Origin of the sequence: Helicobacter acinonychis, from assembly GCF_900461455.1 — a bacterium.
Taxonomy (GTDB): domain Bacteria; phylum Campylobacterota; class Campylobacteria; order Campylobacterales; family Helicobacteraceae; genus Helicobacter; species Helicobacter acinonychis.
Map to the genome: position 1 here is coordinate 303326 of NZ_UGIA01000001.1, position 26471 is coordinate 329796.

At 40.0% G+C, this 26471-nt stretch carries 20 protein-coding genes, 1 rRNA gene and 1 pseudogene; 21 read left to right on the forward strand and 1 reads right to left on the reverse strand.

The features are described from left to right. Positions 1–39: 39 nt before the first annotated feature. From lysA to DYI00_RS01365, 5 genes are all read left to right on the forward strand, one after another. Positions 40–1257 (forward strand): diaminopimelate decarboxylase, encoded by a 1218-nt coding sequence (gene lysA / locus DYI00_RS01345; protein WP_104709283.1) that lies wholly within the window; start codon positions 40–42, stop codon positions 1255–1257. A gap of 4 nt (positions 1258–1261) precedes the next feature. Beyond that, entirely contained in the window at positions 1262–1546 is a 285-nt protein-coding gene (locus tag DYI00_RS01350; protein WP_011577485.1) for a chorismate mutase, read from the forward strand. 12 nt (positions 1547–1558) lie between these two features. Further along, a complete protein-coding gene (locus DYI00_RS01355; RefSeq protein ID WP_104687441.1) occupies positions 1559–2431 on the forward strand; it encodes a DUF2156 domain-containing protein in 873 nt (290 codons plus the stop codon). After that, a complete protein-coding gene (locus DYI00_RS01360) occupies positions 2432–4123 on the forward strand; it encodes a bifunctional chorismate-binding protein/class IV aminotransferase (RefSeq protein ID WP_011577487.1) in 1692 nt (563 codons plus the stop codon). 194 nt (positions 4124–4317) lie between these two features. After that, entirely contained in the window at positions 4318–5337 is a 1020-nt protein-coding gene (locus DYI00_RS01365) for an aliphatic amidase (RefSeq protein WP_011577488.1), read from the forward strand. Between the two features lie 79 nt (positions 5338–5416). Here DYI00_RS01365 and flgL read toward each other — a convergent pair whose 3' ends face one another. After that, positions 5417–7900 carry a flagellar hook-associated protein FlgL gene (gene flgL / locus DYI00_RS01370; protein WP_104709282.1) on the reverse strand — a complete coding sequence of 828 codons (2484 nt, stop codon included), beginning with the start codon at positions 7898–7900 and terminating at the stop codon, positions 5417–5419. On the opposite strand from flgL, the pseudogene DYI00_RS08680 reads away from it, so the two are divergent. From DYI00_RS08680 to DYI00_RS01455, 16 genes and pseudogenes are all read left to right on the forward strand, one after another. Continuing rightward, a pseudogene (locus DYI00_RS08680) lies at positions 7859–8065 on the forward strand (hypothetical protein). The gene flgL and the pseudogene DYI00_RS08680 overlap by 42 nt on opposite strands. 81 nt (positions 8066–8146) lie before the next feature. Further along, positions 8147–8461, forward strand: coding sequence for a 50S ribosomal protein L21 (rplU, locus tag DYI00_RS01380; RefSeq protein ID WP_011577490.1), 315 nt, complete (start codon positions 8147–8149; stop codon positions 8459–8461). Positions 8462–8474: 13 nt separating this feature from the next. Then, entirely contained in the window at positions 8475–8741 is a 267-nt protein-coding gene (rpmA, locus tag DYI00_RS01385) for a 50S ribosomal protein L27 (protein WP_011577491.1), read from the forward strand. A 116-nt stretch (positions 8742–8857) separates the two neighbouring features. Further along, a complete protein-coding gene (locus DYI00_RS01390) occupies positions 8858–10498 on the forward strand; it encodes an ABC transporter substrate-binding protein (protein ID WP_104709281.1) in 1641 nt (546 codons plus the stop codon). Between the two features lie 10 nt (positions 10499–10508). Beyond that, positions 10509–11513, forward strand: a complete 1005-nt coding sequence (locus tag DYI00_RS01395) for an ABC transporter permease (RefSeq protein ID WP_011577493.1) — start codon at positions 10509–10511, stop codon at positions 11511–11513. Further along, a complete protein-coding gene (locus DYI00_RS01400; protein WP_011577494.1) occupies positions 11513–12370 on the forward strand; it encodes an ABC transporter permease in 858 nt (285 codons plus the stop codon). Before DYI00_RS01395 ends, DYI00_RS01400 begins: the two co-directional genes overlap by 1 nt. Positions 12371–12380: 10 nt before the next feature. Further along, the gene (locus DYI00_RS01405) at positions 12381–13244 is read left to right on the forward strand and encodes an ABC transporter ATP-binding protein (protein WP_011577495.1); all 864 of its coding nucleotides are present in this window, start codon (positions 12381–12383) and stop codon (positions 13242–13244) included. Next, a complete protein-coding gene (locus DYI00_RS01410) occupies positions 13241–14047 on the forward strand; it encodes an ABC transporter ATP-binding protein (RefSeq protein WP_011577496.1) in 807 nt (268 codons plus the stop codon). The genes DYI00_RS01405 and DYI00_RS01410 overlap by 4 nt, the downstream gene beginning before the upstream one ends. Positions 14048–14061: 14 nt before the next feature. Continuing rightward, complete coding sequence (obgE, locus tag DYI00_RS01415) at positions 14062–15144, forward strand: GTPase ObgE (RefSeq protein ID WP_104687445.1); 1083 nt, start codon at positions 14062–14064, stop codon at positions 15142–15144. A 41-nt stretch (positions 15145–15185) separates the two neighbouring features. Continuing rightward, the gene (locus DYI00_RS01420) at positions 15186–16181 is read left to right on the forward strand and encodes an alginate lyase family protein (protein WP_104709280.1); all 996 of its coding nucleotides are present in this window, start codon (positions 15186–15188) and stop codon (positions 16179–16181) included. Positions 16182–16684: 503 nt separating this feature from the next. Further along, a 16S ribosomal RNA gene (locus DYI00_RS01430) occupies positions 16685–18187 on the forward strand. 716 nt (positions 18188–18903) lie between these two features. After that, positions 18904–20964 (forward strand): Hop family adhesin SabA/HopD, encoded by a 2061-nt coding sequence (sabA, locus tag DYI00_RS01435; protein WP_104709313.1) that lies wholly within the window; start codon positions 18904–18906, stop codon positions 20962–20964. A 157-nt stretch (positions 20965–21121) separates the two neighbouring features. Next, positions 21122–22405, forward strand: a complete 1284-nt coding sequence (locus tag DYI00_RS01440; RefSeq protein WP_011577501.1) for a DUF2130 domain-containing protein — start codon at positions 21122–21124, stop codon at positions 22403–22405. 59 nt (positions 22406–22464) lie between these two features. Continuing rightward, on the forward strand, positions 22465–24900 hold the full coding sequence (locus tag DYI00_RS01445) for an AAA family ATPase (protein ID WP_104687449.1): 2436 nt from the start codon (positions 22465–22467) through the stop codon (positions 24898–24900). A 14-nt stretch (positions 24901–24914) separates the two neighbouring features. Next, the gene (gene fmt, locus DYI00_RS01450) at positions 24915–25832 is read left to right on the forward strand and encodes a methionyl-tRNA formyltransferase (protein ID WP_011577503.1); all 918 of its coding nucleotides are present in this window, start codon (positions 24915–24917) and stop codon (positions 25830–25832) included. Further along, complete coding sequence (locus DYI00_RS01455; RefSeq protein ID WP_011577504.1) at positions 25829–26467, forward strand: biotin--[acetyl-CoA-carboxylase] ligase; 639 nt, start codon at positions 25829–25831, stop codon at positions 26465–26467. Before fmt ends, DYI00_RS01455 begins: the two co-directional genes overlap by 4 nt. Positions 26468–26471 lie beyond the last annotated feature (4 nt).

The following is a 26471-nucleotide window of genomic DNA, read 5'->3' on the forward strand; positions in this document are numbered from 1 at the left end:
CTACAATGCTTCGTTCAAATTTTATGGTTAGGTTTTTCTATGTTCAATTATGAAGAGCTGTTTCAAACTTACAAAACCCCTTTTTATTTCTATGATTTTGACAAAATCAAACAGGCTTTTTTAAGCTATAAAGAGGCGTTTAAGGGGCGTAAATCGTTGATTTGTTACGCTTTAAAGGCGAATTCTAATTTGAGCATCCTTTCTTTATTGGCAAGTTTAGAAAGTGGGGCGGATTGCGTTTCTTTGGGCGAGATACAAAGGGCTTTAAAAGTGGGCATTAAGCCTTATAGGATCGTGTTTAGCGGGGTGGGTAAGAGTGCATTTGAAATAGAACAAGCCCTAAAACTCAACATTTTATTTTTGAATGTAGAGAGTTTTATGGAATTACAAACGATTGAAAAAATCGCTCAATCTTTAGGAATTAAGGCTCGCATTTCCATTAGAATCAACCCCAATATTGACGCTAAAACGCACCCTTATATTTCTACCGGCTTGAAAGAAAACAAGTTTGGCGTAGAGGAAAAAGAAGCTTTAGAAATGTTTCTTTGGGCTAAAAAAAGCGCGTTTTTAGAGCCTATTAGCGTGCATTTTCATATTGGATCGCAGCTTTTAGATTTAGAGCCTATTATAGAAGCGAGCCAAAAGGTGGCTAAAACCGCTAAATCTTTGATAGCTTTAGGCATAGATTTACGCTTTTTTGATGTGGGCGGAGGCATTGGCGTGAGCTATGAAAATGAAGAGACGATTAAGCTTTATGATTACGCGCAAGGGATTTTAGACTCGCTTCAAGGCTTGGATTTGACTATCATTTGTGAGCCAGGTCGATCTATTGTGGCTGAAAGTGGGGAATTGATCACGCAGGTTTTGTATGAAAAAAAGGCTCAAAACAAGCGCTTTGTGATCGTGGATGCGGGTATGAATGATTTTTTACGCCCCAGTTTATATCATGCTAAACATGAAATAAGAGTCATAACGCCTCGTAAGGGTGGTAAGGTTTCGCCTTGCGATGTGGTGGGACCTGTGTGTGAGAGCAGCGATACTTTTTTAAAGGAAGTCAATTTGCCAGAATTAAAGCCGGGCGATAAATTAGTCATAGAAAAGGTTGGGGCTTATGGCTCTAGCATGGCTAGTCAATACAATTCGCGCCCCAAACTTTTAGAATTAGCCCTAGAAGATCACAAAATTAGAGTGATAAGAAAAAAAGAAAGTTTGGAAGATTTATGGCGTTTAGAAGAGGAAGGCTTAAAAGGAGTTTGATTAGATGCAAAAAAGGAGTCTTTTAGAAAATTTAAGGGCTGAGATTGATGTTTTAGACAATGAATTGAGCGATCTTTTAGACAAACGCTTAGAAGTGGCTTTAAAAATCGCGTTCATCAAGCAAGAAAACCCCATTTATTGCCCTAAAAGGGAGCAAGAAATTTTAAAACGACTTAATCAAAGAGATTTCAAGCATTTGAACGAAGAGATTCTTACGAGTTTTTATGCAGAGGTTTTTAAAATTTCTAGAAAATTTCAAGAAAACGCCCTAAAAGAATTAAAAAAATAAAAGAGAGTTGCCATGTTTGAAAAACTTAAGCTAGAGCATAAGGACTTGTTTTCAAGATTTTTAAGCGCTCAAAAAATCGTTTTATCGGATGTGAGTTTTACGAATTGTTTTTTATGGCAGCACGCAAGGCTCATTAGAGTGGCTGTGATTAAAGATTGCTTGGTGATTCAAACCACTTATGAAAACCAACAACCCTTTTATTTCTACCCTATCGGCAAGAGAGCACATGCATGCGTGAAAGAGCTTTTGAAACTAGAAAAAAATTTAAAATTCCACTCTCTCACTTTAGAGCAAAAAGATGACTTGAGAGACAATTTTGTAGGGGTGTTTGATTTCACTTATAATAGAGATAGGAGCGATTATATTTATTCTATTAAAGAATTAATCGCGCTTAAAGGGAAAAAATACCATAAGAAAAAAAACCACTTGAACCAGTTTTTAACCAATCATGCGGGTTTTGTTTATGAAAAAATTTCTTCTCAAAATAAAAGGGAAGTTTTAGAAGCCTCTCAAGAGTGGTTTTTAGAAAGCCAGACCGATGATCTAGGGCTTATTAACGAAAATAAGGGCATTCAAAGCGTTTTAGAGAATTATGAAAGTTTGGATTTAAAAGGGGGGGTTGTTAGGGTTGGTGGAAAAATAGTCTCGTTTAGTTTTGGAGAGATTTTAAACGAAGAGAGTGCACTCATTCACATTGAAAAAGTCCGTGCAGATATTGCAGGAGCGTATCAAATCATCAACCAGCAATTGCTTTTGAATGAATTTAGCCATTTGACTTATGTCAACAGAGAAGAAGATCTAGGATTAGAGGGCTTGAGAAGGGCTAAAATGAGCTATAATCCGGTGTTTTTGATAGACAAATACGAAGCCGTTGCTAGAAATTAAATGATTTTTGGGGATTTTAAATATCAAAAGAGTATTAAAAAACTAACAGCGACTAATTTTAACGAGCTTAAAAACGCCTTGGATTTTATCTCTCAAAATAGGGGGAATGGGTATTTTGTGGGGTATCTTTTGTATGAAGCACGCCTAGCGTTTTTAGATGAAACTTTTCAAAGCCAAACCCCTTTTTTGTATTTTGAACAATTTTTAGAAAGGAAAAAATACTCTTTAGAGCCTTTAAAAGAGCATGCGTTTTACCCTAAAATCCATAGCTCTTTAGATCAAAAAACTTATTTCAAGCAGTTTAAAACTATTAAAGAGCATCTAAAAAACGGCGATACCTATCAAGTGAATCTCACAATGGATTTATTTTTAAACACCAAAGCCAAACTAAAGCGCGTTTTTTGCGAGGTAGCGTGCAACCAAAACACGCCTTTTAAGGCGTTTATAGAAAATGAGTTTTGGAGTGTTTTAAGCTTTTCGCCAGAGTTGTTTTTTGAATTGGAGTTTTTAGATACAGCCATTAAGATTATCACAAAGCCCATGAAAGGCACGATCGCTCGCTCTAATGACCCTTTAATAGATGAAAAAAACCGATATTTTTTGCAAAATGATGACAAAAATAGAAGCGAAAATGTGATGATTGTGGATTTACTGCGTAACGATTTGAGCCGTTTAGCTTTAAAAAATAGCGTGAAAGTCAATCAATTGTTTGAAATCATAAGTCTCTCTAGTGTGTATCAAATGATAAGCGAGATTGAAGCGCAATTGCCCCTAAAAACAAGCTTATTTGAGATTTTCAAGGCGTTATTCCCTTGCGGATCGGTTACCGGATGCCCTAAAATCAAAACCATGCAAATCATTGAAAACTTAGAAAAACGCCCTAGGGGGGTGTATTGCGGAGCGATAGGCATGGTTGAAGAAAAAAAAGCCCTTTTTAGCGTGCCCATCCGCACTTTAGAAAAAAGAGCGCACGAAGATGTTTTGCATTTGGGGGTGGGGAGTGGGGTTACTTATAAAAGTGGAGCGTTAGAGGAATATGAAGAGAGTTTTTTAAAATCCTTTTTTGTGATGCCCAAAATAGAATTTGAGATTGTAGAGACGATGAAGGTCATAAAAATCGATCAAAAATTAGAGATTAAAAATAAAAACGCCCATAAAGAACGCTTGATTAACAGCGCTCAATATTTTAATTTCCAATACGATGAAAATCTTTTGGACTTTGAATTAGAAAAGGAAGGGGTTTTAAGGGTTTTACTCAATAAAAAGGGCAAGCTCATTAAAGAGTATAAAAATTTAGAGCCTTTAAAAAGCCTGGAAGTGCGTTTGAGTGAGACCCCCATTGACAAACACAATGATTTTTTATACCACAAGATTACTTATGCCCCTTTTTATCAAAAGGCTCGAGCACTCATTAAAAAAGGCGTTATTTTTGATGAAATCTTTTATAACCAAGATTTTAAGCTCACCGAAGGAGCTAGGAGCAATCTTATTTTAGAAATCCACAACAAGCTTCTAACCCCTTATTTTAGCGCGGGTGCATTAAATGGGACAGGTGTGATGGGGCTGTTAAAAAAGGGTCTTGTTGAACATGCCCCTTTAAAATTACATGATTTGCAAAGAGCGACTAAAATCTATTGCATCAACGCACTATATGGCTTAGTGGAAGTGAAAATAAAACGGATTTTACCATAAAATAGAGTTACTAAAATCTATTTTTTAAAACAAGTTACTAAATTCCACCAAATAAGTTAAATTCCACCAATTAATAATCATATAATCATAATGATTAAAGTTTTTATATTCATTATAAATCCATTTACACAATTATTTTATAAATTCAAACAGAGAGTTTGTAGGAACTCTCATCAAAAAACAAGGAGCATAACATGAGACATGGAGATATTAGTAGCAGTCCAGATACTGTGGGTGTAGCGGTAGTCAATTATAAGATGCCTAGGCTTCACACTAAAGAACAGGTGTTAGAAAATTGCCGTAATATCGCTAAGGTGATTGGTGGGGTTAAACAAGGTCTGCCAGGATTGGATCTCATTATTTTCCCTGAATACAGCACGCATGGGATTATGTATGACAAACAAGAGATGTTTGACACAGCTGTGAGTATTCCTGGAGAAGAAACAGCGATACTTGCTGAGGCTTGTAAGAAAAATAAGGTTTGGGGCGTGTTCTCTTTAACTGGGGAAAAACACGAGCAAGCTAAAAAAAATCCCTATAACACTTTGATTCTTGTCAATGATAAGGGTGAGATTGTGCAAAAATACCGCAAAATCTTACCTTGGTGTCCTATTGAATGTTGGTATCCTGGGGATAAAACTTATGTGGTTGATGGGCCTAAGGGCTTGAAAGTTTCTTTGATTATTTGCGATGATGGTAACTACCCTGAGATTTGGCGCGATTGTGCGATGCGTGGGGCAGAACTCATTGTGCGCTGTCAAGGCTATATGTATCCAGCTAAAGAGCAACAAATTGCGATAGTGAAAGCTATGGCGTGGGCTAATCAATGTTATGTAGCCGTGGCGAATGCGACCGGTTTTGATGGGGTGTATTCCTATTTTGGGCATTCTAGCATTATTGGTTTTGACGGGCACACTTTGGGCGAATGCGGAGAAGAAGAAAATGGGATTCAATACGCTCAGCTCTCTGTGCAACAAATCCGTGATGCGAGAAAATACGACCAAAGCCAAAACCAGCTCTTCAAACTCTTACACAGAGGTTATAGTGGGGTTTTTGCTAGTGGTGATGGGGATAAGGGTGTGGCGGAATGCCCTTTTGAGTTCTACAAAACTTGGGTTAATGACCCCAAAAAAGCTCAAGAAAATGTAGAAAAATTCACTCGCCCAAGCGTGGGTGTGGCCGCTTGTCCTGTAGGCGATTTGCCCACGAAATAAAGGATAAGGGAGGGGGTTAAAAGTCTTAAAAATATTTCTCTTTAACATCTCTCACTAGAACGCTAAACACACTAAAAGGTTACAAATATTTCGTTAAAGACAAATTATTGATTTTGTTCGTAGAAGCCAAAACGGCGTTATAATTGTTGGTGAGATTGGAAAATTTATTATAAGTTTCTGCCATATCCGTGCCGGTGGTTTCCCCACGAATGCTTTGAACTTGTGTTTTTAAAACTTCATTACGCCTGATGATATTTTCAAACGCCTTACCATGAGTGCCATTTTTGGCGATCATTTTTTCTATGTGATCGCTCAAGTGGTCTATAAGGGTGATGCCATTTTGAATGCCTAAATTACGCATATCGCTAGAATAAGTATCCCCTAAAGCGTCTGGGCGATAAATCCCCTTTCTTACAGAAGTGATAACACCCTCTAATTGATCAAAAAAATTCACGCTTGGCTTGTCAATAATCAAGGCGTTATTGGCGTTTAATTTAAGGCTTGGTTTGTCGCTGTGCAAGGCGTTTTGAGAAAAATCATTCGCGTCTTTATCAAAAAGCATGAACTGCATTTTCGTGTTTGAATGCATGTTATCTTGTATCACCATTTTGCCATCTTCATTCAAATTAACAGAAAGATTGCCTTTAGCTTGTTTTAACAAATCAATAAATTGTTCCTTGCTTTCTTTTGAATAGGGGTTATCGCTGATTTGCTGATAGATTGCAGGGTCAATATTGCTATAATTGAGTGCAATACTCATTGCATCCATGAGTTGCCTGTAAGTCACTTCATTAGGTTTAGAAACTTGAACATCAGCGGTTGTAGGGTCATAGAGTGGGATTTTAATGCCATTAGGAAGGCTTAAAAAAGCCCCATTATCCAAAATCATTTGCGCTTCTAAAAACGAACCATTAACATCGTTTAATTTCATGTTAAAAACGCTTTTTTCTAAACTCCCCTTAGCCACTTCACTCAATGGAGTAGAGCCATTAGCCACGCCATTTTGAGCGATTTGAGCGACATTGCTTTCTAATTTTGCCCCCTTTTTATTGAAATAAGTTTTTTGGTATTCGCTCGCATTATTCGTGGGGATACCAGCGACTTCTAGCCCTTTGTCATCTAGGGTGCTTAAAGCAAAAGAAATGGGCGATTGGTTAGGTACATTATCAATGATCCTTAAACGGGCGTTGCTTTCAACCTCCACATCCACTTCGTTATTAAAGCGATCTTTAATCGCATCTTTCAAATCTTTGATGGTAGAGTTTTTCACATCTAAAAGGATAGGAATATCCAAATAAATAGGGAGGTTTGGGATTTTGATACCGCCAGTATTATCCAAACGGCTGGCATTGATTTTTAAGGTTTTTACCTTATCGCCAAAAATCTCGCTCAATTTGGTGTTTTTGTTGGCTAAAACATTGTCTTTGGTGACAAACACGCTAGGAATTTCAAGTGCATGAGAATTATACATGCTCTGTGTCGCCTTAACTTGGCTCAAACTCCTGTCAGTTACAAACGCGCTTTTGACATATTCAGTAACCCTTTTTCCGCTAGAGCGCAAGGCGTCTAAATCATCAAAATCCCCATCGCTAGAAATCAAGTGGAAGTCTAAATTTTCACTGCCGGGTGTTAGGTTTTTAATTTCAATCTGCCCCCAATTATTCAAACTCACATCCACGACTTTATTTTGCGAAGTGTTCCCATAAGCATGCCCAATCTTATCCAATAAATCGCTCACTTTAGTTGCACTTTCTTGGTTTTGATAGGCTTTATCCAGCACGAATTTTTCCTTAAAACTAGAGCCATCAGGTCTAATGCCTTGCAAATAAAAAAATTCTTTAGGGTCATTGGTGGGGTCTTTATCGTTATCGCCAATGAGTTCTCGCAAGGTATCGTTAGGCTTGATAAAGACTTCTTCAGGTAATGAAGAATGCTCTAAAGCGTCCATCACATTGGGGTGGAGCTTGTTTTGGTTGAGTAATTTAATATTGGAGGTAATGAGTTTGTGTTTGTCTTTATCGATGCCTAAAAACAAATCTTGCCCGCTGATATTATAAGGCACAAGGTTATCAGAGCTGACTAGTGCGTTTAGATCTTCGCCATTGCCATGGTATTTCCCCTCGCTATCAATAGGGGGTCTATCCACCTTACTGCCCCCAAATAAAAATTCCCCCCCTATGGAGGTGTTAGCGATATTTATCATATGCTCTCTTAAGCGTTCTAAATCGTTAGCAATAGCGGTGCGAGAAGTCTCTGAATGCACATCGTTAGCGGATTGGATGAGTTTGGTTTTAAAAGTCTCCATCGTTTTAGAAAATTCTTGTAAGGCTTTGTCAGTATTGAGCGTTGCAGTGTAGGCGTTTTGAGCCACATCAATGCCTTGATTTAAGGTGTTTTCTTCGTATTGGAATTTTAAATTTTGGTTGTTAATGTCGCTGTTTTGATAACCATAACGGATTTTTAGCCCTGAAGCGATCTGGGTGTTAGCGTCATTGATTTTATTTTGCAAAGCGTTTTGATAGTGATTCATTTGGTTGTATTTAGAGCCAAAGGTAACACGCATGATCGTTCAATCCTTATTGGTTTTTCTGACAAACAAGCTAAAAGTATTCCAAAAATAAGAGATTTGGAGGTTTTAACCAACATGTTTTTGTTTTTTAAGTTTGAATGCAAGAATCATGGTGGGTTAAATAGAACGATTTTGAATGAAAAGTTTCGTTTAATCTAAATTTAAAGTTACATTTTAGCAAATACTCACTATAATAAGCGTTTATTTTAAAAAGAGCGTTTAATTTTTTAAGGAATAGAAATGTCATACGCAATATTCAAACATGGCGGTAAGCAATATAAAGTCGTTGAGGGCGATATTGTTTTATTGGATAAAATGAATAAAGAGCCTAAGGCTTTAGTGGAGTTAGTGGAAGTGTTAGCCGTCTCCAAAGAGGGCAAGCTTTCTTGCGGAAAACCCTTTGTGAATGGGGCTAAGATTGAAGTGGAAGTGATCAATGAAGGGCGTGCTAAGAAAGTCATCACTTTCAAAAAACGCCGCCGAAAAGATAGTAAAACCAAGCGTGGTTTTAGAAGAGATTTCACTCGTGTGAGAATCACTAAAATTGTAGCATAAGGAGTGTTAAACAATGGCACACAAGAAAGGTCAAGGGAGTACGCAGAATAATAGAGATTCTGCAGGAAGACGCTTAGGCGTGAAAAAATTTGGATCAGAGTTTGTGAGAGCAGGGAATATTATCGTGCGCCAAAGAGGCACTAAAATGCATCCTGGTAACAATGTAGGCATGGGGAAAGACCATACCTTATATGCGCTTACAGATGGCGTTGTGAAGTTTGAGTATAAGGACAAGAGTCGTAAAAAGGTTTCTGTTATCAGCCAAAATTTTGGGGAGTAGGGTAACCTTTTAGAATGAATTAAGTTTTTTGGTATTTATTAACCACCTATAAATGCGATAAAGTATTTATAATTTAGTTCTCTACTCTTTGTAGAATATATTGTGGAGGCTACTTTATGAATAGCGTTTTTATCAGGGGCTTGTCCCTTTTTGTTTTATTGTTTTTTGGGGGTTTTTTAAAAGCTTCAGGAAACACCACTCTTAATCCGTCCGATGTTTCTGTTGAAGAGCAAAAGCGTTTTGGAGGCGTTTTAGTTTTTGCTAGAGGCGCTGATGGCTCAAGCATGGATCCTGCATTAGCAACCGATGGCGAAAGCTATGTGGCAACGAGCAATATTTATGACACGCTCGTGCAATTCAAATACGGCACCACAGAAATTGAACCCGGATTAGCCACAAGTTGGGATATATCCCCAGATGGTCTTGTATATACCTTTCACTTACGAAAAGGGGTTTATTTCCACCAAACGAAATATTGGAATAAAAAAGTAGAGTTTAGTGCTAAAGATGTGCTGTTTTCGTTTGAGCGCCAAATGGATAAGGCTAAACGATATTATAGCCCAGGGGCTAAGAGCTATAAGTATTGGGAAGGCATGGGCATGTCTCATATCATTAAGAGCATTGAAGCTTTAGATGACTATACTATCAAGTTCACGCTTAATGGGCCAGAAGCCCCTTTTCTAGCGAATTTGGGCATGGATTTTTTGAGCATTTTGAGTAAGGATTATGCTGATTATTTAGCCCAAAATAACAGAAAAGACGAATTGGCTAAAAAGCCTGTTGGGACAGGGCCTTTCAAATTCTTTTTATGGAATAAAGACGAAAAAATCATTTTGGTCAAAAATCAAGATTATTGGGGCCCTAAAGCTTATTTAGATAAGGTGGTGGTGCGCACCATTCCTAATTCTTCCACTCGCGCTTTAGCGTTAAGAACCGGCGAGGTGATGCTTATGACTGGGCCTAATCTCAATGAAGTGGAGCAATTGGAAAAAGTCCCCAATATCGTGGTGGATAAAAGCCCGGGGTTGTTGGCGAGTTGGCTTTCAATGAACACGCAAAAAAAATATTTCAATAACCCTTTAGTGCGTTTAGCCATCAACCATGCGATCAATGTGGATGATTATATCAAGGTGCTTTATGAAGGCTTTGCCCAAAAAATGGTCAATCCTTTTCCGCCCACCATATGGGGTTATAACCAAAATATCAAGCCTTATGAATACGATTTGAAAAAAGCTAAGGAATTGCTGAAACAAGCGGGCTATCCTAACGGCTTTAAAACCACTATTTTTACCACTGCCACTCGCAACCCAAAAGGAGCGGTATTCATACAAGCAAGCCTGGCTAAAATTGGCATTGATGTGAAAATTGAAGTGTATGAGTGGGGGGCTTATTTGAAAAGGACAGGCTTAGGCGAACATGAAATGGCGTTTGCAGGCTGGATGGCGGACATTGCAGATCCGGATAATTTCCTATACACCTTATGGAGCGAGCAAGCCGCATCAGCCATACCCACTCAAAACACTTCCTTTTATAAGAATAAGGAGTTTTCAAATTTGCTGGTAAAGGCTAAACGAGTTTCAGATCAAAAAGAGAGAGAAGCTCTCTACTTAAAAGCTCAAGAAATCATCCATAAAGACGCTCCTTATGTGCCTTTAGCCTATCCTTATTCAGTGGTGCCTCACTTATCTAAAGTCAAAGGTTATAAGACTACAGGAGTGAATGTGAATCGCTTCTTTAAGGTGTATTTAGAAAAATAAAAGGGGTTGTATGCTGAGTTTTATCATCAAGCGCATTTTGTGGGCGATCCCCACGCTGTTTGGAGTGAGCGTCATCGTGTTTATGATGGTGCATTTAGTGCCAGGAGATCCGGCGTTAGTGATCTTGGGCGAAAAGGCCAATCAAGCCGCTATTGACGCTTTAAGGGAGCAATTTGGCTTGAATAAGCCTTTGATAGAGCAGTATTTTTTCTTTATCAATAATGTGTTGCATGGCAATTTTGGATCTTCTATCATGACGGGCGAGCCTGTGATGCGAGAATTTTTGCAACGCTTCCCGGCTACAGTGGAATTGGCTTTGATTGCTTTATTTATGGCTCTTGTTTTAGGCGTGAGCACCGGCGTGTTAGCAGCAATCAAACGATATAGCGTTTTTGACTATTCTAGTATGACTTTCGCTTTAGCCGGTATTTCTATGCCGGTGTTTTGGCTAGGGCTCATGCTGATTTATATCTTTAGCGTGCAATTAGGGTGGTTGCCTGTTTTTGGGCGTTTGAGCGATGTGTATTATTTGGATGGCCCCACAGGTCTTTATTTAATAGACAGCTTGATCGCAGGAGATTATGGGGCGTTTGTGGATACGATCAAGCACTTGATCTTGCCCAGTATTGTGTTGGCCACGGTTTCTACTGCTGTTATTGCGAGAATGACTCGCGCGAGCATGGCGGAAGTGTCTAAAGAAGATTATGTGCGCACCGCTAAAGCTAAAGGGTGCAGCTCCTTTAGGGTGATTTTTGTGCACACTTTGCGTAACGCTTTAATTCCTGTAACGACTATTGCAGGTTTAATGTTGGCTGGGCTTTTAGGGGGGAGCTTGATAACAGAAACGGTTTTCTCATGGCCTGGGATTGGCAAGTGGATCGTCAATGCACTCAATCAACGCGATTTCCCTATCATTCAGTCCATGTCTTTGATTATTGCCATGATGTATATTGGGGCTAATCTTTTGGTGGATATTTTATATGCTTTTATTGATCCCAGAATAAGGTTGTCATAATGGAATCGTTTAAAGAGTTTATCCAACAATTTAAGAAAAATAAGGCGGCAGTCGTAGGGGCATGGATTGTGCTTTTATTGGTGGTTTGCGCGATTTTTGCACCCCTTTTAGCCCCGCATGATCCTTATGTGCAAAACGCGCAAGATCGCCTTTTAAAACCCATATGGGAGCATGGGGGGAATGCAAAATACCTTTTAGGCACGGATGATTTGGGGCGCGATATTTTGAGCCGCTTGGTTTATGGGGCTAGGATTTCTTTAACCATAGGGATTGTTTCTATGGGGATTGCGGTTTTTTTTGGCACGATACTAGGGCTCATAGCTGGGTATTTTGGGGGGAAAATAGATGCAATTATCATGCGTATTATGGATATTATGTTCGCTTTGCCCTCTATTTTATTGATTGTGATTGTGGTCGCTGTGTTAGGGCCTTCACTCACTAATGCGATGCTTGCTATCGGGTTTGTAGGCATTCCTGGATTTGCACGATTGGTGCGCAGCTCTGTGTTAGGCGAAAAAGAAAAAGAATATGTGATCGCTTCTAAAATCAATGGTTCTTCGCACTTTCGCTTGATGTGTAAGGTGATCTTCCCTAATTGCCTTACTCCTTTGATTGTGCAAACGACGATGGGATTTGCTTCCACGGTTTTAGAAGCTGCAGCACTGAGTTTCTTAGGTCTTGGGGCTCAACCTCCCAAGCCTGAATGGGGAGCGATGCTGATGAACTCCATGCAATATATCGCTACCGCTCCTTGGATGCTTGTTTTCCCTGGGGTGATGATCTTTTTAACGGTTATGAGTTTTAATCTGGTGGGCGATGGCATCATGGATGCATTAGATCCTAAACGCGCCTCTTAAAGGAGCTTGCATGATTTTAGAAGTTAAAGATTTAAAAACTTATTTTTTTACCGATAAGGGCGTGAATAAGGCGGTGGATGGCGTGAGTTTTGGCTTGAAAAAGTCTCAAACGCTCTGCATTGTAGGGGAGAGCGGGAGTGGGAAAAGCATCACTTCGCTTTCTATTTTAGGGCTCATTGAAAAACCTGGGAAAATTGTAGGGGGGAGCGTTCAATTTTTGGGGCAGGACTTGTTGCAACTCAAAGAAAAGCAAATGCAAAAAGAAATCAGGGGTAAAAAAATTGGCATGATCTTTCAAGAGCCTATGACAAGCTTGAACCCTTCCTACACGGTGGGGTTTCAAATCAATGAAGTGCTAAAAATCCACCACCCTAGCCTTAATCAAAAAGAACGCTTAGAAAGGGTGGTTTATGAATTAGAGCGCGTGGGCATCCCCCATGCAGGGGATAAATACCATGAATACCCTTTTAATCTCAGCGGAGGGCAGCGCCAAAGGGTGATGATCGCTATGGCTATGGTGTGTGAGCCTGAAATTTTGATCGCTGATGAGCCTACGACAGCATTAGATGTAACGATCCAAGCGCAGATTTTGGAATTGATGAAAGAATTGCAGCAAAAAAAAGGGACTTCTATTTTGTTTATCACCCATGATTTAGGCGTGGTGGCGCAAATCGCTGATGAAGTGGTGGTGATGTATAAAGGGCATGTGGTGGAGCAAGCGAGCGCGAAAGAGCTTTTTGCTGATCCAAGACACCCTTATACGAAAGCTCTTTTAGGCGCGATCCCTAAACCGGGCAAAGAATACCGTAAAAAACGCTTGGAAACCGTGGATGAAAACACCGATTATTTAAGTTTCAAAAAGGAGTTACGATGAAGCTCTTAGAAATTAAAGAATTGAAAAAATCCTATGCGATAGACAGGGGATTATTCAAGCCTAAAAGAGTGATCCATGCGCTCAATGGGATTAGTTTTGAAGCGGAACAGAATGAAGTTTTAAGCATTGTGGGGGAGAGCGGCTGTGGGAAAAGCACGACGGCGAAAATTTTAGCCGGCATTGAAAGGCAAGATAGCGGGGCGATTTATTTCAATGGCAAGCGCCATTTGCATTTTAGCAAGCAAGATTGGTTTGATTACCGCAAAAAGGTGCAAATGATTTTCCAAGACCCTTATTCTAGCCTAAACCCTCGCTGGAAAGTGGGCGAGATTATCGCTGAACCCTTGCTTTTAAACTCTCATTTTTCAAAAAAAGAAATCAAAGCAAAAGTGCTAGAGATCATGCAAAAAGTGGGCTTGAAATTAGAATGGATCGATCGTTACCCTCACCAATTTTCAGGCGGTCAAAGGCAACGGATCGGCATTGCCAGAGCGCTCATTTTGCATCCTAGCGTGGTGATTTGCGATGAACCTGTGTCTGCGTTAGATGTGTCCATTCAAGCGCAAGTGTTGAATTTGCTTTTGGATTTGCAAAAAGAAATGGGGCTTACTTATATTTTTATTAGCCATGATTTAGGGGTGGTGGAGCATATTAGCGACAGGATTATTGTGATGAATCAAGGGCAAATCGTAGAAACAGGGGATGTGGATAGCGTGATAAGCGCCCCAAAGCACCCCTATACGCAGAAATTGCTCAATGCCGTGCCGCATTTGGAAAAATCCATGCAAAGATTTGCTGAATAAAGGGGATTTTAGCCGTGTTTGTAGACAGCGTGGAAATTATCATCGCTTCGGGTAAGGGGGGGCCTGGAATGGTGAGTTTTAGGCGAGAAAAGTTTGTCATTAAAGGCGGTCCTGACGGGGGTGATGGAGGCGATGGAGGCGATGTGTATTTTGAAGTGGATAACAATACCGACACTCTAGCGAGTTTTAGGGGCACTAAACACCATAAGGCTAAAAACGGGGCTCCAGGAGGCACGCAAAATTGCACGGGCAAAAAAGGCGAAGACAAGATTATTATCGTACCGCCAGGAACGCAAGTTTTTGCAGATGGTGCTTTATGGCTTGATTTGATCACGCCTAAAGAAAGGGTGTTAGCCTTAAAAGGAGGTAAAGGGGGGTTAGGGAATGCACACTTTAAAAGCGCGACTAAACAACAACCCACTTACGCGCAAAAAGGCTTGGAGGGGGTTGAAAAATGCGTGCGTTTGGAATTAAAGCTCATCGCTGATATAGGGTTAGTGGGCTTCCCTAATGCGGGTAAATCCACGCTCATTTCCACAATCTCTAACGCTAAACCTAAAATCGCTCATTATGAATTTACGACTCTAGTGCCTAATTTAGGGGTCGTGAGCGTAGATGAAAAAAGCGGGTTTTTAATGGCGGATATTCCTGGCATTATTGAAGGGGCTAGTGAGGGAAAAGGCTTGGGGATTAGCTTTTTAAAGCACATTGAACGCACCAAAGTTTTAGCCTTTGTTTTAGACGCTTCTAGGCTGGATTTGGGTATTAAAGAGCAATACAAGCGCTTGAGGTTGGAGTTGGAAAAATTTTCACCCGCTTTGGCTAACAAGCCTTTTGGGGTGTTGCTCAATAAATGCGATGTTGCAGAAGATATTGATACCATGACGAAAGATTTTTGCACCTTTTTAAACTTGAAAGTGCAAAAACTGGAGGCGTTTGATTTAGAGCCGTATCTTGGGTTTTTGCACCCTAAATTGATGGGCAATTTTGAAAAGGATCTTAATGAAAAATCCGCGCTCTTTATCTTACCCCTTTCAGCGGTTAGCGCCTTAAACACGCATGCACTTAAATTTGTGTTGTTGGAAGCGTTACCATAAAACGCTATTCTTAAACCAATCCATTCAAATAAAGGCGAGAAATGAAAAGATTTGTTTTGTTTTTATCACTCATGGGTGTTTGTGTTTGCGTTCAAGCTTACGCCGAGCAAGATTACTTTTTTAGGGATTTTAAATCTAGAGATTTGCCCCAAAAACTCCATCTTGATAAAAAGCTCTCCAAAAAAATCCAGCCATGTGTGCATCTTAGTGCATTGCGACACTATACTCCCACTGGGGTTAGAGAGCCTGATGCATGCACAAAGAGCTTTAAAAAATCCGCTACCATGTCCTATGACTTAGCGCTAGGCTATTTGGTGAGCCAAAACAAACAATACGGCTTAAAAGCTATAGAAATTTTAAACGCTTGGGCTAAAGAGCTTCAGAGTGCAGATACGCACCAAAGCGAGGATAATATCAATTTCTACATGCCTTATATGAACATGGCTTATTGGTTTGTTAAAAAGGCATTTCCTAGCCCAGAATATGAAGATTTCATTAAGCGGATGTGCCAGTATTCTCAATCAGCTCTTAATACTAACCATGGGGCGTGGGGCATTCTCTTTGATATTAGCTCTGCACTCGTGCTAGGCGATCATGCCCTTTTGCACAATAGCGCTAATCGGTGGCAGGAGTGGATATTTAAAGCCATAGATGAGAATGGGGTTATTGCTAGTGCGATCACTAGGAGCGATACGAGCGATTATCATGGGGGCCCTACAAAGGGCATTAAGGGGATAGCTTATACCAATTTCGCGCTTCTTGCGCTAACTATATCAGGCGAATTGCTTTTTGAGAATGGGTATGATTTGTGGGGTAGTGGAGCCGGACAAAGGCTCTCTATAGCGTATGATAAAGTTGCAACATGGATTTTAAATCCTGAAACTTTCCCTTATTTCCAGCCTAATCTCATTGGGGTGCATAACAACGCTTATTTCATTATTTTAGCCAAGCATTATTCTAGCCCTAGTGCGGATGAGCTTTTAAAACAAGGCGATTTGCATGAAGATGGTTTTAGGCTCAAACTCCGATCGTTTTAAAATTTTAACTTACTTTGTCAAAAATATTTTGTCTTTAAGCAAACCTTAAGCTTTCTATGACTATAATTTCATTTCCTTGTTTCAGCAAGGGCTTTTAAAAAGCCGTTTTGTAACCTGCAAGGATAGCTAATACAAGCGAACGATCTTTGAAAACTAAGCAAACTGAAGAAGTTCTTTTTAAAGGGATATTCTGACTTAAGGATAACTTATTAAAGAGCGGGAGTTTTTATCGCTTCCATTTTTTGATAGGAAGTTCTTATCCAACCAATGCCAATCCATTGACAATCCATTGAATGGATGGCATGAGAGTATTTTGGGTTAGCGTTTTGCTAAACCTTTTTAAAAAGTTTCTTTCTTTTTTGTTGTTGTAATACTTAAGAACACAACCCGTTTTATTTGCTAAAATGCTAAAATATAAAACGAGTTCTTGTGATACGCTAAAGCTATTGTCAGAAATAACAATAGCCTATCAAAAAAACGGAAGAGCTTTAAGGACAAACACTTTTATGGAGAGTTTGATCCTGGCTCAGAGTGAACGCTGGCGGCGTGCCTAATACATGCAAGTCGAACGATGAAGCTTCTAGCTTGCTAGAAGTGGATTAGTGGCGCACGGGTGAGTAACGCATAGGTTATGTGCCTCTTAGTTTGGGATAGCCATTGGAAACGGTGATTAATACCAGATATTCCCTACGGGGGAAAGATTTATCGCTAAGAGATCAGCCTATGCCCTATCAGCTTGTTGGTAAGGTAATGGCTTACCAAGGCTATGACGGGTATCCGGCCTGAGAGGGTGAACGGACACACTGGAACTGAGACACGGTCCAGACTCCTACGGGAGGCAGCAGTAGGGAATATTGCTCAATGGGGGAAACCCTGAAGCAGCAACGCCGCGTGGAGGATGAAGGTTTTAGGATTGTAAACTCCTTTTGTCAGAGAAGATAATGACGGTATCTGACGAATAAGCACCGGCTAACTCCGTGCCAGCAGCCGCGGTAATACGGAGGGTGCAAGCGTTACTCGGAATCACTGGGCGTAAAGAGCGCGTAGGCGGGATAGTCAGTCAGGTGTGAAATCCTATGGCTTAACCATAGAACTGCATTTGAAACTGCTATTCTAGAGTGTGGGAGAGGCAGGTGGAATTCTTGGTGTAGGGGTAAAATCCGTAGAGATCAAGAGGAATACTCATTGCGAAGGCGACCTGCTAGAACATGACTGACGCTGATTGCGCGAAAGCGTGGGGAGCAAACAGGATTAGATACCCTGGTAGTCCACGCCCTAAACGATGGATGCTAGTTGTTGGAGGGCTTAGTCTCTCCAGTAATGCAGCTAACGCCTTAAGCATCCCGCCTGGGGAGTACGGTCGCAAGATTAAAACTCAAAGGAATAGACGGGGACCCGCACAAGCGGTGGAGCATGTGGTTTAATTCGAGGATACACGAAGAACCTTACCTAGGCTTGACATTGAGAGAATCCGCTAGAAATAGCGGGGTGTCTGGCTTGCCAGACCTTGAAAACAGGTGCTGCACGGCTGTCGTCAGCTCGTGTCGTGAGATGTTGGGTTAAGTCCCGCAACGAGCGCAACCCTCTTTCTTAGTTGCTAACAGGTCATGCTGAGAACTCTAAGGAGACTGCCTCCGTAAGGAGGAGGAAGGTGGGGACGACGTCAAGTCATCATGGCCCTTACGCCTAGGGCTACACACGTGCTACAATGGGGTGCACAAAGAGAAGCGATACTGCGAAGTGGAGCCAATCTTCAAAACACCTCCCAGTTCGGATTGCAGGCTGCAACTCGCCTGCATGAAGCCGGAATCGCTAGTAATCGCAAATCAGCCATGTTGCGGTGAATACGTTCCCGGGTCTTGTACTCACCGCCCGTCACACCATGGGAGTTGTGTTTGCCTTAAGTCAGGATGCTAAAGCAGCTACTGCCCACGGCACACACAGCGACTGGGGTGAAGTCGTAACAAGGTAACCGTAGGTGAACCTGCGGTTGGATCACCTCCTTTCTAGAGAAAAGCTTTTAATATTCGCTTGTTAAAAGCCAAAGAGTATTACCTGACAAAGAACTTCTTGTTGCTTAGTTTTGAAAGATTGGGCTTGTTTTTCCCGTCTTTTTCTTTTTAATTCTTTTTGCTTATTTGTTATTTTAATGCTTGTTTCTTGCTTGCTTGGTTTGGGTTTTAGTTTTTGTGTTTTTGGCTACCGGTGGGTTTGGTTTCTTACTTATTGTATTTTTTGCTTCTTGCTTGTTTGGTTTTCAACTTTTACTTGGTTAATGTTTAAGTTTTTTAGTTTTTAGTGTTGGGGTTGGTGGGTAAGGTGGTTATGTTTGAATGTGTTTTGATTTCTTTAAATCTTATGTTTATCTCATGGCTTGATTAGATTTGGCTTGTTTGGTTTCTCGCTCACCGCTTGTTTTTAGCGTTAGTTTTTGGCTTGTTTGGTTTGGATTTTTTCTTATTCCTTATTTATCGTGTTTAGGTTTTAGTTTCGGTGGGTTTGTTTTACTGCTTGTCTTGTTTCTTTTGTTTCTTTTCTCGCTCACCGCCCTCACTTTCCATTATGGCGTTATCCTTTAAAGCCGTTTTTTACCCAAATACACACAAAAAAAAAAAAACGACGCATGCACCACTCAAAATCGTTGCAAAAATGCTAGGAATAGTCTATAATATAACATAGCTTCATAGCGTATTTTTCAAAATCAACTTCAAAGGAAAAGTTAATGAACATCAAAAAAACCACTTTAAAAACCGCCTTACTCTCTTTCACCCTCGCTGCAACGCTCTTGCACGCTGAAGACGATGGGTATTTTGTGAGCATTGGCTATCAAATCGGGGGATCCACGCAAATGGTGAAAAACGCCGGTGCGATCAAAAACCTGAACGACCAGTACGAGCTCTTGAACTCGTATTTAGCGCAAATCGCTGATTTGAGGAGTTCCATTTTGCGCGCGAACAACACGCAAGCCATTACTAGCGCGATCAGCTCTTTAAAGTCTTTTGCAGAAGGTAACCAATCCAATAAAGACACTTCGCCCATCTATAACATCACGCAGAGCATCATCACTTCGGTGACCGCTATGTGGCAGCTTATTGCGGGCAACAAGGCGAATATTATTTCGCTCAGCCAAGCTAACTGTGCGCAATTGGTCCCAGTGCGCCATACCATCTGTAAGGCTACATACGAAAAACTCGAGAACTACGCAAAAGCGCTCGAAACCGCCGCTAGTAACCTTTGCCCTTTGTCTGGTTGCCCCACAAACGGTGCAACTGGCGCAACAGCTGTTGCAACAGTAGAGGCTAGTAGTAGTAGCAGTAGTAGCAGCAACAGTGGTAGTAGCAGCAGCACAACCAATTCCAACGGCACGACTATAGCTGAAGCGTTGCAGCAAGCGCAAGCGTTGATGGTTCTCTTGAAGCAACAGGATCCGTTCGTTCAATGGGATTTGTTTGGGAAAACCAAGTTCGGTTCTGGCTCTAAGGTTACTGACGCAAATCTTCAAGATGGGAATATCACGACCTTTGCGTTCTTCAACAACATCTATCAAATGCTACCGTTGTTGCAGCAGGCGCTCAGCTCTTCCACTCAAAACCGTAACTACACTCAAAACTTGCAAGCTGAAGCCACAGGGAGTGGTCAGAGCGAGCAGTTCAAAAGCAATGTCTATAACGCCGCTCTGACCCAACAGGGTGTCATCTCCGACGCGAAGCAGATCTTCGGTCTCTTTAGCTCCATCCCTAGCGAACAGTTGGATTACTTGCAAAGCGCGTATTTTAAACTGAAATCTAGTTGTTCTGCTTCTTCTGGGTCTAGCTCTAGTAGCAGTGGGTCTGGCAACACCGGTTGTCAGGTTCCCTCCAACGCCAAAGTGGTGTCTTTAGACGCTCAAATCAGCAATATCGGGAACAACGTGAGTTACTATGGCTCTGCCACTGACACGGCTTTGCAAACGAGTAAGGATATTTACTTCTTGCAGCAAAACACCGAAAACATCCAAAACGCCTATAAAAACGCGACTAATTTGAGTCAAGAGATTCAAGGCCTTTCGTATAACAAAATCAATGTGGCCAATATCGTCACTGCAAGCGTGAACAAAAACGCCCCTGCAATTGATAAATACAACTACGTCATCAACCAGGCGCAGCAATCTGAAATGAATAGCGCTTTAGCAGCGATGGCTAAAAACCCTTTCAGGAATGTGGGCCTTATCAATTCGCAATCCAGTAACGGCGTGATGAACGGCTTTGGGGTCCAATTGGGCTATAAGCAATTTTTTGGCGAAAAGAAACGATGGGGTTTCAGGTATTACGGCTTTTTTGATTACAACCACACTTACATCAGATCCGATATTTTCAGCTCCGCTTCCAACGTTTTGACTTACGGTGCAGCGAGCGATTTCCTTTACAATTTCATCAACGACAGGCAGATGAATTGGTTTAAAAAAGGCGGTAAGTTTTCTTTTGGCGCGTATGGAGGGATCGCATTAGCGGGCACTTCATGGCTCAATCAGGATAAAGTGATCCTTTTCAACACGCCTCAAGCCAACGCTTCCAACACGCCTTATAAAGCCGATGTGAGTTCGTCTAACTTCCAGTTTTTATTTAACTTTGGCGTGAGAGCGAATTTCGCTGAGAATAGTAAAGGCAAGCATGCGATCCAGCATGGCATAGAGTTGGGCTTGAAAATCCCCACCATCAACACGAACTATTATTCTTTCTTGGGATCTAAACTCTCTTTCAGAAGGACTTTCAGCTTCTATTTGAATTATGTTTTCGCCTATTAAAGTGGTTTAACTCCCTTCAAGGGGGTTTTAGGCGCTTTTTCATCTTTCTTTTCTTCCTTTTTCTCTCTTTTTGGCGTTTTGTTGTTGCACGCTAAAGATCCTTTTAACATTAATTTTATAAAATACCCGTTCTTAAATACCACCATCAAGGAAAATCATGCGAAAAATTGAATGCCCCCAATGCCAAACGCTCATCGATGTGAACGAGGCGCTATACAAACAGGTTGAATCCGAAAATCAAAATCAGTTTTTAGCCCAGCAAAAAGCGTTGGAAAAAGAAATGGGTGAAAAAAGAGTGCAGTATGAAACCCGTCTCAAAAATTTAGTGCAAAAAGAAGAGGCCCTAAAGCAGCAAGAAAAAGAGCGAGAAGCTGGGTTTGAAGATGCAGTCAAGCGAGCGAGTGCGTTGGCTTTGCAAGATGAAAGGGCTAAAATCATGGAAGAAGCCAGAAAAAACGCTTTTTTAGAGGAGCGAAAGCGCGTGGAATGGATGCAAAAAGAATTAGAGGAGAAATCCAAACAAGTCCAAGAATTGCACCAAAAGGAAGCGGAAATTGAAAGACTGAAAAGAGAAAAGAATGAAATGGAGAGCGAATTAAAAGCTGAACATGAAAAAAAGCTGAATGACAAATTGGTTTTGGAAAGGGAAAAAATAGAAAAAGCCTTGCATGAAAAAAACGAGCTGCAACTCAGGCAGAAAGAAGAGCAATTAGAAAGGTTAAGAAATGAGTTGAAAAACGCTCACAGAAAGGCTGAATTAGGCTCGCAACAACTCCAGGGCGAGGTGCAAGAACTGGCGATTGAAGAGTTTTTGATCCAAAAATTCCCCCTAGATTGCATTGAAGAAATCAAAAAAGGGCAAAGAGGGGGCGATTGCATTCAAGTGGTACACACCAGGGAGTTTCAAAATTGCGGGAAAATTTATTATGAGAGCAAACGCACTAAAGAATTTCAAAAGGCTTGGGTTGAAAAACTTAAAAGCGGCATGCGAGAGGTTGGGGCTGATGTGGGGGTCATTGTGAGTGAGGCATTGCCTAAAGAGATGGAGAGGATGGGGCTCTTTGAAGGGGTGTGGGTGTGCTCGTTTGAAGAGTTTAAGGGGTTAAGCGCGGCGTTAAGAGAGGGGGTTATTCAAGTGAGTTTGGCTAAAAGAAGTCAAGAAAATAAGGGCGATAAAATGGATTTGCTCTATCGTTATTTGACAAGCCCTGAATTTTCTATGCAGGTGGGAGCGATTATAGAGGCGTTTGAGCAGCTCAAGGCGGATTTAGAAAGCGAAAAACGAGCGATGGCTAGGATTTGGAAAAGCAGGGAAAAACAAATTGAAAAAGTGTTTGACAGCACGATTGGCATGTATGGTTCTATCAAGGGCATTGCAGGTAATGCCATAGGGCCAGTAAAGGCGTTAGAGCTTGGGTATGATGGGGGTTTGGGGGATTAGTTTTGTATCCAATTTATGAGTGTGGAAAGTGGGGGAATTAAAGAAAAAAGCGAGAAAACATGGCGATCAACCTTAAAAAGATAAAATCTCTTAACGCGTTTTGTGGTTTAGACACGATTGAAACGGATGGGTTTGGGGACTACAATGTTATTTTCGGGAATAACGGGTGTGGAAAAACCAGCTTGACGAGGGCTTTTGAGTTACTAAAACACCCACACCACATTGAAAAGTATCGCACTATTTCTGCTGATAAATCCCCAAGCGTTGGATTTGAGTGTAGAAATCAAAGCTATGCAATAGAGCCAAACAGCAAGATTGAAGCGCCCTTTAAAGTTGAAATCTATAATAGCGATTTTTTGCACGATAATGCACCTTTTAATGGCGAGTTTGGGCTTAAAAAACTGGATGATGGTGCAATCATTTTGGATATTCCGGCTTTAGGCAAAGAAACGCAAGCAATCAATCAATTAAAGGGTTGTAGAGAGAAAGTAGAAAAAAGACAAAAGGAAATTAGAGATAAAAACAATGAGAACACCTTCAGCGCCAAGCAAGAAAGTGAAATTAAAAAATGCAAGGGAGAAATAGAAACAATACGAAAAGGTGTGAGCTCAAAGATTATTCCAATAAAACCAGATGAGATTGAAATAGAGAATATCTGTAAGGTGTCAAAGGATGAGTTTAAAGATGAAGAAAATGCATTAACGGAGTTGGAAAACGATTTTGAGAGATTGAATGGAGCCATGAAAACATTTGATGGTTTAAAAGAGATAGAATTGCCTGAATATGACCAAACGATACAAGATGGTTTGAAGTTTTTATTTGACTTTGATACAGACAAAGAGGTAGGAAAAGTTTCAGAAAAAATTAAAGAGCATATTAACAGGGTTGGAAGAGATTTTATTGAGAAAGGAAGGGAATTGCAAAAAGCGATAAACGATCATGCATGCCCTTTTTGCACTCAAAAAATACCCGATAAGATTGTTCAAGAATATACAGATTACTTTAATGAGAGGGTTGAAACATTCAGCCAGCGTTCTTTAAAAATGAGTGAAACTTTGCAAAAGATTTTAGGGCAATGGAATACCAAAGAAATATTGCAAGCGTTTGAGCGGTTTAAACCTTTCATACAGGATTTTCCACAAAAACAAGAAAGTTTAGAAAAGGCGTTAGAGCGAATAAAAGGTTTATTAGAAAAACTTCAAAAAGAGGTGGTTAAAAAGGAAGGCGTTAAAAATAAAGAAGAGTTTCAAAAGACAGATGAAGAGTTGTCAGAAATCTATAAAAAGATCCAACAAGATGTCAAAGAGACTGCAGAGATCTTAAGCGGCAAGGAACAGCAAGAAGAGAAATTAAAAAAATTAAAAATTGATTTAAGAGAAGCAAGGATTAAAAAGGCTAAACATGATAGTTATGATTTGCAAAAACGCCAAAAAGAAGCTGAGAGAAAATTATCCGTTTTTGATCGTGGGCATGAAAGATTAGAACGCCTTTTAACAAAAATTGATAATCAACTTAAGGGGTTATATGAGCAAGAACGCCCCGATATTGAAGTTATTAATCATTATCTTAAGGTTTTCAATTTGCCTCAATATTCTTTGAATAAAGATTATCAAATTGTTTTAAACTCTAAGGCTTTAGAACATAGTGCGGCTAAAATGATTTTAAGCGATGGCGAAAAAAACACGCTTGCATTCGCGTATTTTTTAGCGCGTTTAAAATTATTTTACAAAAAAGAGAATTTAAAAGATTTAGTTATTGCCATAGATGATCCTGTATCCAGTTTGGATGAACAAAGGATTTATAACATTTCTGATAGAGTGGCAAGAATCAATCAAGAACTAGCAGAGGAAAGATTGAAAAATGAAGAGAAAGCGCAAATATTCGTTTTAACTCATAACCATACTTTTATGGCGTGTTTAATCAACATGGTAGGCACATGTGCTCGCTATTTCCAATTAGAACGCGATCAAAATCAATTAAAAATTGTTTGTAAAGATAAAGTGTTTGGTTATTTTGACACTTTCTACTTGCTTTTATTTAAAGAAGTGTATGGGTTTGCGAAAAAAGAAAAAGTGCACGATAATCATAGTGAAGCCATAAATTATGGGAATAAAGTAAGGATTTTATTAGAAAGTTTTTTAAAGATTAATTTCATTGACTCTTTTCTTGAAAAAAAACATGCTAGTGTTTTGGATAGAGATAAGATTGAAGGTTTGATAGAAACAGCAAATGGGGAAGTTGGATTAAATTTTTCAAAGCTGCCTTTTAATGAGGATAATTGCAATATAAAGGATAAAGGTATGCTTCTTGAGAAACTTTTAGGGATTAGAAAAGGCTTGCATTCAGAGAGCCATGGAAGCGTTACGGATGTTTTTAGCCCTTATAAAATCCCACTTAAAAATGTCCAAGAATTTGCCAGAATAGCTATTAATGCTATGAAAATTTTAAGTCCTTATCAAACACAATCTTATATGAGGAGTGTGGATAAAAATTGAAAACAAGGAATAACATGCGCATCGTATTTATGGGAACGCCTGGTTTTGCTGAAGTGATCTTAAGGGCGTTAATTGAAAATCAAAACAACAATATAGAAGTGGTGGGGCTATTCACTCAAATGGACAAACCTTTTGGGCGTAAAAAGGAATTGAAAGCCCCAGAGACTAAAACATACATTTTAGAAAACCATTCAAATATCCCCATTTTCCAGCCGCAAAGTTTGAAAGAGCCTGAAGTTCAAATTTTAAAAGGTTTAAAGCCTGATTTTATCGTGGTGGTGGCTTATGGTAAGATTTTGCCCAAAGAGGTTTTAAAAATCGCTCCTTGCATTAATGTGCATGCGTCGTTATTGCCTAAATACAGGGGGGCTTCACCCGTTCATGAGATGATACTCAATGACGATACGATTTATGGCGTAAGCGCCATGCTTATGGATTTGGAATTGGATAGCGGGGATATTTTAGGAAGCGCTTCTTTTTTAAGAGAAGGTTATTTGAATTTAGAAACTTTAAGCTTGAAATTAGCGCATATGGGGGCAACTTTACTCCTTTCAACGCTCAAAAATTTCCATTCAATTACCCCAAAACCTCAAGATCATGCTAGCGCGACTTTTTGTAAAAAAATCACCAAAGCCGATGGTTTAGTGGGTTTTAAAGACGCTAAAAGCTTGTTTTTAAAATCGCTTGCGTTTAAAACTTGGCCAGAAATCTTTTTAGAAAATAACCTTAAGCTTTTAGGAGTAGAATTAGTAGAAAATGAAAAAAGCCATAGAGAGGGCGAGATTTTAAGAATTGATGAAAGAGGCGTTCTTGTGGGTTGCCTAAAGGGCAGTGTGCGTATAGCGCGATTGCAAGCGGTGGGTAAAAAGCCCTTGAAAGCGAAAGATTATTTGAATGGCAGGCGTTTGAAAGCAGGCGATATTTTGGCATGAGAAAATGCGAAAAAAGGGTTTTTGAGAGCTTGCCTTCCACGCAAACCTATCTTTTAGAAAAACTTAAAAACGATGCATTCAAAGCCCCTATTTTAGTTGTGGCTAAAAACCAAAGCGCTGGGATAGGCAGTAGAGGGAATATTTGGGAGAGTGCAAAAAGCGCTTTGACTTTTTCGCTCGCTTTAAATGCAAGCGATTTGCCTAAAGATTTACCCATGCAAGCGAACGCTTTGTATTTGGGATTTTTATTCAAAGAAGTTTTAAAAGAGTTAGGTTCTCAAACCTGGCTTAAATGGCCTAATGACTTGTATTTAGGGGGTCAAAAAATAGGGGGCGTGCTGGTTAATGTTTATAAAAACATGCGGGTGTGCGGCATTGGAGTGAATAGGGTTTCAAAGAAATGGGCATGTTTAGATATTGGCGCGAGCGATGATTTGATTATAGAGGGCTTTTTAAAAAAAATCAAAGAAAATCTTTTTTGGGGGGAAGTTTTAAGTAAGTATGCGTTAGAATTCCATAGAAACGACTCTTTTAGTTTCCATAATGATTGGGGCGAATTGGTGAGTTTAAAAGATGCGCAATTGTTAGAAGACGGTCGCATTTTGATTGAAGATAAGATATATAATAGGATATAAATAT